Raw genomic sequence first — 13,724 nt, forward strand, 5'->3', positions numbered from 1 at the left:
TTTTCCCGCGCTGGCGCGCCGGGGCTCGGGGGAAAAATTCGGGTGGCTGGTCATCCGCCTGATCGGTCCTCGTCGGGGTTCGCTGGCGACTCCGATGTTAGCAATGGGCGATACCGTAAGAGATACCGGAGTTCAGTCGATAATGACGAGCGGTGGCTGTAATGGCTGACACGACCGACGATGCCGTGCCATCGAAAGCCGACGTGCTGGCGCTTGCCGCGGAGGCCGAAGCCGAGGCAGCCGAGGCCGAAGCGCTGGCCGCCGCGGCACGCGCCAAGGCCCGCGCGGCCCGGTTGAAGCGCGAGGCGCTCGCCGCCGCCGATCGCGATGACGACGACGAGTACGACGAGTACGACGAGTACGACGAGTACGAAGACGACGGCGAAGAAGAGGACGAGTACGAATACGAGTACGAGGACGACTCGGACGAGTACGAAGCAGCCGGCGAGTACGAGTCCGAGGATTACGACGAGTCGCAGAATTACAGCGAGTCCGAGTCGGCTTCCGAAGCAGCTCCGGCGGTCACACTGTCGCGACGGCAGCGGTTGCGCAACGCGATTCGATTGCCGAAGCTGTCCACTGTCGCCGCTGTCGCAGCGGTGCTTCTGACCGTCGTGTTCACGGTTTTCAGCATCCTTTTCGTCTGGTGGCACCACCAGGCCACCGACAAACACCATCGCGAAGAGGCGTTCCTCGCCGGCGCGAAGCAGGGCGTGGTCAACATGACCTCGCTGGACTTCAACCGGGCCAAGCAAGACGTGCAGCGTGTGATCGACAGCTCCACCGGCGAGTTCCGCGACGACTTCCAGCAGCGCGCAACCGATTTCACCAAGGTGGTAGAGCAGTCCAAGGTGGTGACCGAGGGCACGGTGAACGCGGCAGCCATCGAGTCGATCGACGGGAACACCGCTCACGTGTTGATCTCGGCCACCTCCCGTGTCACCAATTCCGCGGGCGCAAAGAACGAGCCTCGCACGTGGCGGCTGCGGGTGACCGTGACCGAGGAGGACGGACAGTACAAGATGTCGAAAGTCGAGTTCGTGCCGTGACCGACGACGTGGACGGGATCAACCTGACCAATAAAGGCTCCGGTGCACAGGCCGCCGCGGACGGCGACACCGAGACGGCAGTGATCCAGACGCCGACGAGCGACACACCTGACCCGCACGCCGATGCTGATGCGCACGCCGACGCTGATGCGGACGCCGACGTTGATGCGCACGCCGATGCTGATGCGCACGCCGATGCCCAATTCGCCGAGGCGGCCGAGGCGGACGATGCCGCCTGGTCACTGGACGGCGACTTCGCGGACGGACTGGTGGAGCACGGCGTGACAGCGGACGGCCTGGTGGCTGACGACGCCGAGGGCGTAGCCGCCGACTCGACGGACGTCGACGACTCCGCCGCCGCTGCCAAACCGAAGCGGAACTGGCGCGGACTCTGGCAACGCCAGATCACCGTCAAACCCGTTGCCGTGATCCTGACCCTGCTGGTGCTGATCTCCGGCGGCATCGCGACCTGGCTCTACTTCTTGTATTACCGCCCCGACGAGCAGACCAGCCAGCGCGTCGCGCGGGCAGCGATCAACGCGGCCACCGACGGAACGGTGGCGTTGCTGTCCTACTCACCGGACAGCCTCGACAAGGATTTCGCCAGCGCGAGGTCGCATCTGTCCGGCGATTTCCTGTCGTACTACGACCAGTTCACCCAGCAGATCATCGGTCCGGCGGCAAAGCAGAAGTCGCTGAAGACCACCGCCCGCGTAGTCCGTGCCGCGGTGCAGGAATTGCACCCCACGTCGGCGGTCGTGCTGGTCTTCGTCGATCAGAACACCAGCAGTAAGGAGAGCCCGGAGCCGTCGATGACCGCCAGCAGCGTGCTGGTGAACCTGGCGCTGCTCGACGGGAAGTGGCTGATCACCAAGTTCACCCCGGTCTGAGCGCAGCTCGCGCTACACCGCGAACGCGCGTCGCAACGACTGCGCATGCAGTGCCCGGTTCTCTTGGGACACAACCCAATCCGGCACCACCGAGTCGAAGCCGTTGAATGTCGCCGCGATGACGTGCAGCCCGGTCGGCACGTAGGCGTGCAGCAGCCGGTTCGCGTAGTCGATGGCCTCGTCGCGGCAGGGATCGACGTCGGCGCAGCTGACGAAGGTCGGCGGCAACCCCTTCAAGTTGGCCCGATGCGCGGGCACGTGCTGGCCGTTGGCAGTGGCGTGGCCCAGGTAGTGGCCCCAGGCCCGGCTGACCGCCTGACCGTTGAGACCCGGGGTGCGCTGGAACTCCCGCCGCGACGGCGTGGCATCGGAGTCCAGCATCGGCTGATGCAGGATCTGCACCAGAATCTTGGGGCCTTCGTCGTCGAAGGTCCGCTGAGCCAGGCCGGCCACCAGTGCGGCGCCCGCGTCGCGGCCCATCACGGCGATGCGACTGGCGTCGGCATCGAGTTCGGCGGCGTGCTCGACGGCGTAGTACAGCGCGGCCTCGACGTCGTCCAGGGCCGCCGGGGCGGGGTGCTCGGGTGCCAGCCGGTAGCCGACGGAGACCACCAGGGTGCCCGAGTCCCGAGCCAGCTCGACGCAGTGCGCGTGATCGGTGTCCAGGTTTCCGGTCACGAAAGCGCCGCCGTGGGCGTAGATCACCAGTGGCAGCGCGGCGGCGCCGGCGCCCCGGTACAACCGGATGGCCAGTTGACCGCCATCCGGACCCGCAATCGTGCGTGTTTCGACGCTGACGCCGGTGGTGTCGGCGGCCGCGGCCCGCTCGGCGGCGGCGCGGTCGGCCCGCTCCCGTTCGTCGGGCAGGCTCTCGGTGCTGAATTCGACTACACCCAGCGCTTCGGCGGTGGCCCGCAAAGCCGGGTCGATACGGCTGAGGCCTTGCGGCCGTGTGACATTCGTTTGCGTCATGCCCTCTTGTCTTCCGTTTCGATGGCCCGGCCCCGGGAGCCGAAAACCCTCTCCAAGGTAGACCTGCGCTGATCAGCGCCTCAATCGAGGGCATCCCGCCAGTCGCGCGCTCGCCGGACAACGCCTCGACGGTCGCCGGCTGACCATACGGTGCGATCGCGTTGCCGTGAGCGTCCAGTCCGACCAGAAAGTCATGACATCAGACGATTGCCGCTGCCCTACTATATAAATGTCAAATATCGGTGGTTCATGTGTACCCGTTCGGAGAAAATTATGTCTTTTGCATTTGCGGCACCTGAGCATATGGCGGCGGAGGCGACGGACTTAGCAAAACTCGGTTCGGCGATCGAATCAGCCAACTCGGCGGTAAATCTCCCTACTACCAGCGTCCCGGCCGCAGCGGCCGACGAGGTTTCTGCGGCCATCGCCGCCGTGTTTGGCGCCCATGGTCAGGCGTATCAAGCCCTCAGCGGGGAGGCTGCTTCTTTCCACCAGCAATTTGTCACGTTGCTGAATGGGAGCGCGGCACAATATCTCGGTACCGAATTCGCCAACGCGCAGCAAACCATTCTGGGCGCTGTCAATACGCGTACCGAAATGTTGCTGGGACGCCCGCTGATCGGAAACGGAGCCGCTGGCTCGGCCGCGAATCCCAACGGCGGCGCCGCCGGGATTCTGTACGGCAACGGCGGCAACGGCTATTCCGAAGCGGCTAACGGCGGTGTGGCCGGCGGCAACGGCGGCGCGGCGGGACTGATCGGGTTCGGCGGCAACGGCGGCGCGGGCGGTGCGGAGCTGCGGGCGGCGCCGGCGGTCACGGCGGGTGGCTCGATGGCGGAGGTGGACAGGGCGGCGCCGGCGGGGCCGCCACGGCGGTGGGGGCTTCGGGCGGTAATGGCGGCGCTGGCGGCGCTGCCGGATTGTGGGGCGGCGGCGGAATCGGCGGGGCCGGCGGGGCCGGGGCGGCCAACAACTCCAACAGCGGCGCCCCGACCGGCGGCAACGGCGGTAGCGGTGGTGTCGGCGGGGCCGGAGGGCTGCTCGCCGGCAGCGGCGGAGCCGGCGGGCAAGGTGGCGCGGGCGGGAACTCCCACAACGGCCCCCAAACCGGCAACGGCGGGCAGGGTGGCGCGGGCGGTAACGGTGGCGCCGCCGGCCTGCTGGGCAATGGTGGTGCCGGCGGGGCCGGTGGGCAAGCTGGAATCGGCGATGAGGGCGGCGGCGGCGTCAACGGTGTCGGCGGCGTCGGCGGCAACGGCGGCACCGTCGCCGGGATCGGCAACGGCGGTGCCGGAGGCGCCGGCGCGGGCAACTCCACGTACGTCGACACCGGCTCGAACGGCGGGAACGGCGGTGCGGCCGGGCTGTGGGGCGCGGCGGGGCCGGCGGGCAGGGCGGGTTGGGCTACGGCAACGGCGGCGCCGGCGGCACCGGCGGGTTCTTCGGCAACGGCGGTGCCGGTGGTGCCGGCGGGGCAGGCGGCGACGGCAGCCACGCCGCGGGCAATGGCGGTGCCGGCGGCGCGGCGAGGATGTTCGGTGACGGCGGCGCCGGTGGTGCCGGCGGGGCCGGCAATTCGATCTCCGGCAACGGGGCGCCGGCGGTCGCGGAGGCTCGTTCGTCGGCAACGGTGGGGCGGGCGGCGCCGGCGGGTCCGCCGGTGGTTCTACCCCTATCGGTGACGCAGGCAACGGCGGCCGCGGCGGCGATGCGGGCCTGCTCGGGAGCGGCGGAAGGGTGGCGCCGGCGGGGCCGGGGCGGCACGAACAGCTTCGGCGGCCCCGGTGGCGACGGCGGCGACGGCGGGTCCGGCGGGGCCGGCGGTTTGTGGATCGGTGACGGTGGGGCCGGCGGCGCCGGTGGCGCCGGCGGAGCGGGAAACGAGTTTCAGTTCGGTAGCGGCGGCGGTGATGGTGGGATGGGCGGTCACGGCGGAGCGGCCAGAGGAATCGGCAACGGCGGCGCCGGTGGTGTAGGCGGGGCCGGGGAATCGGCAACACCAACAACGTCGGCGGCGTCGGTGGAGCCGGCGGGACCGGTGGGTCGGCCGCGACGATCGGCGACGGTGGCGACGGCGGTAACGGTGGCGCCGGCGGCGACGGTGGTGCGAGGCCGCCGGCGGGGCCGGCGGGCCCGGGGGCGGAAATGGGACCGGCGGGACACGTTTCGGGGCGGCCGGGGCGCCTGGCCAGCAGGGTGCGTCGGGCGCGAACGGCTAGCAACTGCACGAGTGGTCGGTGCCAGTGCGCGCCGCGCCGGGGCCGACTGCCGAAATCCCAACCGTCCGAGAGCTATCGACCAGGTTGCGGCCGGTGGAGATGTCGAATTTCGCATTGCGCCAACGGCATCGAGGCATCACGTACCCGGCGCAAGCCGTCGGGCTGGGGTGGGGTCGGGTTCGTTAGTGCCGTCCCGCAGACCCAGGCACCGGGGCCACCCGGACCGGCCGTTGGGCTTCGTTGCTATTTATATTATGATAGCGATATTCCGCTTTCCAAGCCCGCGCCCTCGGGCTCACTCGGTTGCTCAGAGAGGAGCGCTGATGACGCTCAGCACCGACCAGGAGGACGCCCCGGTCCTCGACTTCACCGGTGAAACCAGCCCGTATCCGTTCTTCGAGCACATGCGGCACACCGACCCGGTGTGGCATGGCGGTCTTTCGGACCAGGACCAGATGCCCGACGAACTCAAGCCGAGCGACGAGTGGACCTTGTTCGGCTACGACGATGTATTCACGGCTTTCCGGGACGACCAGACGTTCACCTCGGCCAAGTACGACGAGACCATCGGGCTGGTGATGGGCCACACCATCCTGGCGATGGGCGGCAAAGAACACCACGACCACCGCAATCTGGTGGCCAAGGCTTTTCGGGCCACCGCGCTGGAGCGCTGGGAACCGTCGGTGATCGGGCCGGTGTGCGATCAGCTGGTCGACGAGATCAAAGACCAGGGCGAGGCGGACCTGGTCAAGGCGGTGACCTTCGAATTTCCCACCCGGATAATTTCCGCGCTGCTGGGGTTGCCGCCCGAAGATCTCGACATGTTCCGCCGGCTGTCGCTGGACCTCATCTCCATCCCGACCGACATCATGGCAGGCCTAACGGCGGCGGCCGAGTTGCACGGCTACTTCCTCAACCAGGTCGAACAGCGTCGCCGCAAGCCGACCGACGACATCATCGGCGACCTGGTCGCCGCGGAGATCGACGGCGAAAAACTCGACGACGAGGCGATCATCGCGTTCCTGCGCCTGCTGTTGCCGGCCGGCTTGGAGACCACCTACCGTTCGTCGGGCAACTTGCTGCACTCGCTGCTGACCCACCCCGAGCAACTGGAAATGGTGCGGCAGGACCGGTCGTTGATCCCGCTGGCGATGGAGGAGGGTCTGCGTTACGAGACTCCGCTCACGATGGTCATGCGGACTACCACCCGCGAGATCGAATTCGGCGGCAAGACAATTCCCGCGGACGCGCAGATCGACATGTGCATGGGCTCGGCGAATCGCGACGAAACCCGCTGGACAGATCCGAACACCTTCGATATCCGCCGCCCCCGCCAGCCCCATATCGCCTTCGCCGGCGGCATCCACATGTGCCTGGGCATGCACCTGGCCCGGCTGGAGACGAGGGTGATGCTCAACAGCCTCTTCGACCGCGTCAAGGACCTCAAGCTCGTCGAAGACGACGGCACCGGGGTGGAGTCCAAGATCGTCGGACTCGTGTTCCGCTCCCCCAACAAGCTTCCCGTCACCTTCAGCCCGGTCGCATGACAAGTCCGTGGCGTCCTCGATTACGGGCTGGCCTCAGGCCTGCGCCTCCACCGCCGAATGTAAAGCGCACGACGCGACACGCCGGTGGAGCGTCGTCGACTTCACAGTCGACGTGTTAGGCCTCGTTGGCTTTTTGCTTCGCGGCGTGTAGCTCCTTTAGCCTTTTCAGCCGCATCAGCTTCTCGACCTGGCCGTAGGCGTCGATCGGGCTGTGCAGCGACAGCCCGCCGTCGGCATGCAGCACTTGGCCTGTCACCCAAGACATTTCGAGAACACCGACAATCGCCTCGGCGATGTCGCCGGGCTCCCCCAACCGACGCAGCGCCGTCCGCTTGGACATGCCTTCCACCCAGGCGGGCCACTTCTCGGCATCAGGCAGCATCGGGGTGCGGGTGACGCCGGGCCCGACGGCATTGACCCGGATGCCATGGCTGCCCCACTCCACCGCGGCGACCTTCACCAGCATGTCCAGGCCGGCCTTCGACACGCAGTAGGCACCCATGTCCCGGTCGGCGAGGGTGCCGCTGATGCTGGAGACTACGACGATCGAGCCGTCCAATTCGGCGTCGATCATGGCCTGGGCGGCGGCCCGGATCGTGTACCAGGTGCCGGTGAGGTTGACCGACAGCACTCGCTGCCACTCCGCGGGTGGCAATTGCAGCAGCAGGCCCGACGACCCGATGCCGGCCGATGTCACCACTCGCGTGGGTACCCCGTGCTCGCGGATGGTCTGTTCCATCGCCGCCGACACCGCGTCGAGATCGCTGACATCGCAGTCGATATCGCCGCCGGCGATATCCCACACCACGACGTCGTGGCCGGCCTCGCGCAGCATCGATGCCGCCGCCCAGCCGATGCCCGAGCCGCCGCCGGTCACCAGCGCGACGGAGGCGCTCATATCGCAGGCCCGATCAGCTGTACCGGCACACCACCGGGGGCGGTGACGACCGCCATCGTCACGGTCTTGTCGCGCACCAATTCCACGATCCCCCCGTCGGGTATTTGCGAATCTCCCAGAGCTACCGATCTCGACCAATCCGTCTCGGCGCCGGACAACTCCGGGCGGTCACCGGTGCACGTATGGTCGAACAGCTCGGTCGGCCCGCGCCCGTCACGCCAGAACCGCAGCTGAGGTCCGACGTTGCGCAGCGCGCTTTGAGGAACACCCGGCATGCTCAGACCGCGACCTTGGCCAGCGTGCTCTCCCACAGCTCGGCGGCCAGCCGGGGATCCTTCGCCAAGCGGTTCACCCGGGCGATCTTGTGCCGCGAATAGTATTGCCCCGGAACCCAATCCAGCCCGGGACGACTCGACGCCAACCAGATCAGCTGCTCGGCACCCTGTTCCGGTGTGGCGGTGTATCGCTCGGTCGGCAGGTATCGCTTCGAGAACGCGAGCACCTTGGATCCCGACGCCGGGCCGAAGTTGGAGTTGACGTAACCCGGGTGGACCGTCGCGACGTTGAGGCCGCAGCCGTGGTAGCGCCGATGTAATTCCTTGGTGAACAACACGATAGCCAGCTTGGACAACGCATAGGCGGTGCTGGGCCGGCGCCGTCCGGTGTTCTCCAGGTCCGCCACGGTAGCCCGCAGTATCAGCAGATGCGACGAACTGGTGGTGTTGACCACGCTGGCCCGGGATTCGACGAGCACTTCCATCAGCTGCGTGGTCAGCAGGAACGGCGAGAGGTAGTTGACCTGGTAGGTGTGCTCGTAGCCGTCAGGCGTGAAATGGATCTTCGTGCCCATGCCGCCGGCATTGTTGACCAGGACGTCGATGCGCGGATACTGCGTTCGCAACTTCTCCGACAGCGCGCGAACCTGCGCCAGGTCGGCGAAGTCGACGACGAAATGGTCGGCGTCCAATTCCGCGGCGACCGCTTCGGTCTTGGTTTGCGACCGGCCGATCACGACGACGTTGGCGCCGCTGCGGCGTAACCGTCGTGCGGCCGCCGCTCCGATACCGTCGCTGGCACCGGTGATGATGATCGTCCTAGGGCTCATGTGGCTGCTGTCCTCCGGGTGGGAGTCTATGGCCTGCGCCACACGCGCCGAGCGCTCGGGTGCCCAAGGGGGTTCATCCCAACGAGTAGCGCACCGGCAGGTGTTTGAGGCCGCCGACGAACGTGGTCGCCATATACTCTGGATCACCGGCCAGCTCAATGGATTTCAGCCTGGGCAATAACTCGGTGAAGAAGCTGCTGACCTCCATGCGGGCCAGTGCCGCCCCCATGCAGAAGTGCACCCCGTAGCCGAAGGCCACGTGCTTGTTCGGCTCCCTGCCGACGTCGAAACGGAACGGGTCGTCGAACACCTCTTCGTCCCGGTTGCCCGATACGTAGGACAACAGCACGGATTCGCCTGCCGCAATCGGGATTCCGCGTACCACGGTGTCCTGGGCTGCAGTGCGCATGAACTGTTTGACGGGGGTGACCCAGCGGATCATCTCCTCGGTCGCCTTGGGCATCAGGCCCAGATCGGCACGCAGTCGCTGCAACTGGTCCGGATTCTCGGCCAGCGCGTGCAAGCCACCGGAGATGGTGGCGCTGGTGGTGTCGTGGCCGGCGGTCGCCACGATCAGGTAGTAAGACACCGTCTCGATGTCGGACAACGGTTCGCCGTCGATGCGGGCGTTGGCGATCGCCGAGGCGAGGTCTTCGGTCGGCTGCTCGCGGCGCGCGGCGGTCACTTCGTTGAAGTAGCCGAACATGTCCAGCAGCACCGGCAACTGGTCCTCGATCGTGCTGCCGCGTTTGAATTCGTTGTCGTCGCTGCCGAACAGCTCCTGGGTCAGCTTGAGCATTCGCGGAAAGTCGGCCTCCGGGATACCCAGCAGCGACATGATCACGTACAGCGGGTAATTGACCGCAACCTCCTGCACGAAGTCGCACTCCGGACCCACCTGCATCATCTTGTCGACGTAGATTTTGGCCAGCTCGTCGACGCGTTGCTTCAGCGCGCGCATCGCCTTGGGCCGGAACCAGTCCGAGCCGATCGCGCGTACCACCCGGTGCTGCGGGTCGTCGAGGTGGATCAGCGTCTTGACGCCGATCGCGGCCTGCTGCTCGTCGCCGGCGGCGGTGGTCAGCACGGGTCGCGGCCAGTTGGTGAACAGGGTGTTGTCCCGCTCGATGTCCATGATGTCGGTGTGTTTGGTGATCGCCCAGAACGGCCGGTAATTCTCCACGTCCACCCAGGACACCGGAGCGTTGGCGCGCAGGTGGGTCAGCGTCGCATGCAGTCGGGCCTCGTCGGCGTAAGTCTGCGGGTCGGCGAGCAGCTTGGCGGCCTCGTCCATCACCGGGGTGCTCATCGTCGAAACTCCTTCAGTGCCTGGTCGATACAGTCTTGCGAGGCGGCGTAGAAGATCGGCCATACCCGGTCGGCGAGACCTTCGCAGCGGCTGCGCAGCGCTGCGGCGACCTCGTGCACCGGACCGACCACTACGAAGGCGTGCAGGATCTCGTCGTCGACCAGCGAGGCCATCGCCTCCCACTGGCCTTCCTTGGACAGCCGGTGCAGCTCGGTGTGCAGGTCGCCCCAGCCGTGCAGGTCGAGCACCCGGCGGTAGGCGGGCGTGGACCCGTAGAACGCGATCTGCTTGCGGGCAGCCGCGATCGAGGTCGCCAGCTCCTCTTCGGTGCTGCCGGTGGCCACCATCACCTCCGCGGCGACCTCGAACTCCGAGCGGTCCCGGCCCGACCGTTGCAGGCCTTGCTGCAACAACGGCAACGTCACCTCGGTGAGATAGCGCTGGGAGACCATGGGGTGACCGAGGTGGCCGTCGGCGACTTCGCCGCACATCTGGGTCATCGCCGCACCGACGGCGGCCAGGAACACCTTTGGAGCCGGGTACGGCATCGGCTCCGGAGTGAACATCGGTGTCATGATCTTGTGGGTGTAGAACTCGCCCTCGAACCGCAGCCGCTCGCCGTCTTTCCAATTCGCCCAGATCGCGTGCAGCGCCGCGACGAATTCACGCATGCGCCGGGCCGGGTGACTCCACGGCATGCTGAACCGTTTCTCGATGTGGGGCGCAATCTGGGTGCCCAGACCGAGGATGAACCGGCCGCCGGAATAGGCCTGCAGGTCCCAGCCCAGGTTGGCCACGATCATCGGATTACGCGCGAACGCGACCGCGATGTTGGTGCCCAGTTCGATGCGCGAGGTGTGTTCGGCCGCCAGCAACAACGGCAGAAAAGGATCATGACTGGTTTCGGCGGTCCAGCCGCCGTCCAAGCCCAATCGTTCCAAGCTGCCGGCCGCCTCGGCAGCCTGGTCGAGCCTGTTCGGGATGCCTCCGTCGATTTTGAGGCCCGGCACTGGACCTCCACCCACCATGACGGAAAAGCTACAGTAAGCGATTCGGTAGGGTCAACGTCTGCCCGCCTCCGGGCAGTGCTTGGCCACCGTCCGCACCCGCTACAGTAAGCAATTCAGTATGTATCCATCCGGCGAACGAGGACGAGGACGACGATGGGCAAGCCCGAGGACTGGGAAGAAACCCTCGACGACCTCGACCGGCGCCGCCGGCATTCCCGGGGCATGGGCGGCCCGGAGCGGCTCGACAAGCACCGGGGCAAGGGCAAATTGGACGCCCGTGGCCGGATCGCGCATCTGCTCGATCCGGGGACGTTCCGCGAGATCGGCACCCTGGTCGGCGGTGAGGTCGCCGCCGACGCGATCGTCACCGGCTCCGGGCTGATCAACGGCGAGCCGGTGCTGGTGGGCGCCGAAGACTTCACCACGCTGGCCGGCAGCATCGGTCCGGGCGGCAATTCCAAGCGCTACCGGATCGCCGAATTGGCGGTGCGCAACAAGGTTCCGCTGGTGATGTTGCTCGACGGCGCCGGCTTCCGCCCGACCGGTGGCCACTACGGACGCTCGCCCACCGATCTACTCGCCCAGACCCGGTGCTCGGGTCGGGTGCCCACCGTCGCCGCGGTGCTGGGACCGTCGGCCGGACACGGCGCCCTGGTCGCGCCGGTGTGCGACTTCCGGATCATGAGCCGCAACGGCACCATCTTCACCGCTGGCCCGCCGGTGGTCAAAGAGTCGACGGGCGAAGAGATTTCGAAGCACGACCTGGGCGGACCGGACGTCGCCCTGCCCAGCGGAGTGATCCACAACGTCGGCGAGGACGACGAGTCGGTGCTCGACGAGATCCGCCGCTATCTGTCCTATTTTCCGGCCAGCGCATGGTCCTACCCGCCGTCGCGGGAGCCGGATCACACCGCGGGGCCGCGCCCGACGCCGGAGCTGCTGGGCATCGTCTCCCGCGACAACCGCCGCGTCTACGACATGCGGCAGGTGCTCGACGTGGTGTTCGACCGCCCGGACTGGTTCGAGGTCCAGCCGTCCTTCGGCAAGGCCATCATCTGCGCCCTGGCGCATCTGGGCGGCCACCCGGTCGCCGTGGTGGCCAACCAGCCGCAGGTGCTGGCCGGGTCCATCGACTCCGACGCGGCCGACAAGGCGGCGCATTTCATCATGGTGGCCGACTCCTTCCATCTGCCCCTGGTCTTCCTGGCCGACAACCCGGGCATGCTGCCGGGCAGCCGCTCCGAGCGACAGGGCGTATTACGTAGCGGTGCAAGGATGTTCGCCGCACAGACCGCTGCGACCACGATCAAGTTGCATGTGACGCTGCGCAAGGCCTACGGCTTCGGGTCCATGGTCATGTCGCTGCTCAGCTTCGATCATCAGACCGCGACGTTCGCCTATCCGGGGGCCACCATGGGGGCCATGAGCGCCGCGGCGCTCAGCCGGGCTTCCCACGCCGGTGAGGATCTGGCCGCGCGGCTGCGTAAAGCGGAGTTGGAGGCGTCCTACCGGTCGGCCGAGGGGATGGGGTTCGACGAGCTGATCGATCCACGCGAGACGCGGGATGCGCTGCTGGCCGCTCTGCAGCGCGGCCTGTCCGCCCGGCAGGCCGCCGCCGAACCGGTGACGCGCACCGTCATCCTGCCGTAGTCCCCTGCCGCGAGCAGACGCTCGCGCTACGTCCGGTAGGCGGCCACGACGGGTTCGAGCTCGTCGGGGGTGGCACCGTGCAGGATCACCGCGTCCGCCCCGTAGTCGAACTCGCGCCGGATCCGGTCCACGCACTGCTGCGCCGATCCGGTGGCCGACGGTTCCAGCCATTCGTCGGGGATCAGCGTCGCGATGTGCTCGATCTGCTCGGGCGTGGCCTTGTGGTCGATGCCGCCGGCGATCGACGTCACCACCGAGTCTTCCCGGAACCGTTGCAGCACAGCGGGATCCCAGCCGTTGGTGCTGACCAGCAGGTCCCCGTAGCCCTGCAGGTAGGTGGCCAGTCGCGCCACCGTCTTCTTCAGCCGCAACTGCTCGGGCAGGTGGTCGCCGACGGTGGCGAAACACGACCACACCCGCACGCTGTCGGGGTCGCGACCGGCTTTCTCCGCGGCCGTCTTGACCGTTGCCACGCAGCGCTGCAGCGTTTCAGGCGTGAAGTAGGTGTGCAGGATGACGTCGTCGAAGGCGCGGCCGCCCAGTGCCAGCGTGTTGGGCCCGAACGCGACCAGGGCCAGTCGGATGTCCTCGTCGAAGTCGGGGTCGAGGAACAGCACGGGATACTTGCCCATCGGCCCGTCGTGGTTGAAGATCAGCTCGCCGTGCCACAGCCGGCGCATCACGTTGGCCCAGTCCTCCATCTGGGCGGTGGTCACCGCCGGGATGCCGAATGCCCCGTAGATCGCGGCGATGCCGCGGCCGATGCCCAGCGTGAACCGGCCTCCGGAGAGCCGGTGCATGGTGGTGGCCCAGGAGCCGGTGATCAAGGGATGGCGGGTGTTGTGATTGGTTGCGGCGGTGGCGATCTGCATCCGGTTGGTCACCGCGCAGGCGGCGCCGACGAGGGACGACGCCTCCTTGACGTTCCAGCGTTCGGAGATGAACGCGGTACCGAAGCCGAGCGCCTCGCCACGGCGCGCCTCGTCCATCAGCGTGGCCGGTCCCTCACCTCCGGCGCCGGCCAGCAGGTAGTAGCCCAGCTCGTCGAGAACGCGTTCAGCCAATTCCGAACTCC

Annotated in this window: 11 protein-coding genes and 1 pseudogene; 5 read left to right on the forward strand and 7 right to left on the reverse strand. The window is 67.5% G+C overall.

What is annotated here, in order from left to right; translation table 11 throughout:
• The first annotated feature begins 161 nt into the window (after positions 1 to 161).
• Complete coding sequence (locus L6444_RS19960; RefSeq protein ID WP_236976756.1) at positions 162 to 1,049, forward strand: hypothetical protein; 888 nt, start codon at positions 162 to 164, stop codon at positions 1,047 to 1,049.
• A 281-nt stretch (positions 1,050 to 1,330) separates the two neighbouring features.
• Positions 1,331 to 1,939, forward strand: a complete 609-nt coding sequence (locus tag L6444_RS19965) for a hypothetical protein (protein ID WP_370653195.1) — start codon at positions 1,331 to 1,333, stop codon at positions 1,937 to 1,939.
• 12 nt (positions 1,940 to 1,951) lie between these two features.
• Here L6444_RS19965 and L6444_RS19970 read toward each other — a convergent pair whose 3' ends face one another.
• The gene (locus L6444_RS19970) at positions 1,952 to 2,911 is read right to left on the reverse strand and encodes an alpha/beta hydrolase (protein ID WP_236976758.1); all 960 of its coding nucleotides are present in this window, start codon (positions 2,909 to 2,911) and stop codon (positions 1,952 to 1,954) included.
• A gap of 273 nt (positions 2,912 to 3,184) precedes the next feature.
• On the opposite strand from L6444_RS19970, the pseudogene L6444_RS30735 reads away from it, so the two are divergent.
• A pseudogene (locus L6444_RS30735) lies at positions 3,185 to 4,835 on the forward strand (PE family protein); the annotation flags it as partial.
• Positions 4,836 to 5,453: 618 nt separating this feature from the next.
• The gene (locus L6444_RS19980) at positions 5,454 to 6,677 is read left to right on the forward strand and encodes a cytochrome P450 (protein ID WP_236976759.1); all 1,224 of its coding nucleotides are present in this window, start codon (positions 5,454 to 5,456) and stop codon (positions 6,675 to 6,677) included.
• A gap of 115 nt (positions 6,678 to 6,792) precedes the next feature.
• Here the strand turns inward: L6444_RS19980 and L6444_RS19985 are convergent, their stop codons facing one another.
• The 5 genes from L6444_RS19985 to L6444_RS20005 all read right to left on the reverse strand — a co-directional run bounded on the left by L6444_RS19985 (position 6,793) and on the right by L6444_RS20005 (position 11,017).
• Positions 6,793 to 7,575, reverse strand: coding sequence for an SDR family NAD(P)-dependent oxidoreductase (locus tag L6444_RS19985; RefSeq protein WP_236976760.1), 783 nt, complete (start codon positions 7,573 to 7,575; stop codon positions 6,793 to 6,795).
• On the reverse strand, positions 7,572 to 7,850 hold the full coding sequence (locus L6444_RS19990; protein WP_236976761.1) for a hypothetical protein: 279 nt from the start codon (positions 7,848 to 7,850) through the stop codon (positions 7,572 to 7,574). Before L6444_RS19990 ends, L6444_RS19985 begins: the two co-directional genes overlap by 4 nt.
• A 2-nt stretch (positions 7,851 to 7,852) precedes the next feature.
• Positions 7,853 to 8,680, reverse strand: coding sequence for an SDR family NAD(P)-dependent oxidoreductase (locus L6444_RS19995; RefSeq protein ID WP_236976762.1), 828 nt, complete (start codon positions 8,678 to 8,680; stop codon positions 7,853 to 7,855).
• 73 nt (positions 8,681 to 8,753) lie between these two features.
• Positions 8,754 to 9,974, reverse strand: coding sequence for a cytochrome P450 (locus tag L6444_RS20000; protein ID WP_236984282.1), 1,221 nt, complete (start codon positions 9,972 to 9,974; stop codon positions 8,754 to 8,756).
• 11 nt (positions 9,975 to 9,985) lie between these two features.
• The gene (locus L6444_RS20005) at positions 9,986 to 11,017 is read right to left on the reverse strand and encodes an LLM class F420-dependent oxidoreductase (protein WP_236976763.1); all 1,032 of its coding nucleotides are present in this window, start codon (positions 11,015 to 11,017) and stop codon (positions 9,986 to 9,988) included.
• A 135-nt stretch (positions 11,018 to 11,152) separates the two neighbouring features.
• On the opposite strand from L6444_RS20005, the gene L6444_RS20010 reads away from it, so the two are divergent.
• The gene (locus tag L6444_RS20010) at positions 11,153 to 12,649 is read left to right on the forward strand and encodes an acyl-CoA carboxylase subunit beta (RefSeq protein WP_236976764.1); all 1,497 of its coding nucleotides are present in this window, start codon (positions 11,153 to 11,155) and stop codon (positions 12,647 to 12,649) included.
• A 26-nt stretch (positions 12,650 to 12,675) separates the two neighbouring features.
• Here L6444_RS20010 and L6444_RS20015 read toward each other — a convergent pair whose 3' ends face one another.
• Positions 12,676 to 13,713 carry a TIGR03857 family LLM class F420-dependent oxidoreductase gene (locus tag L6444_RS20015; protein ID WP_236976765.1) on the reverse strand — a complete coding sequence of 346 codons (1,038 nt, stop codon included), beginning with the start codon at positions 13,711 to 13,713 and terminating at the stop codon, positions 12,676 to 12,678.
• Positions 13,714 to 13,724 lie beyond the last annotated feature (11 nt).

The sequence above is a fragment of the Mycobacterium kiyosense genome, from assembly GCA_021654635.1.
Classification (GTDB): Bacteria; Actinomycetota; Actinomycetes; order Mycobacteriales; family Mycobacteriaceae; genus Mycobacterium; species Mycobacterium kiyosense.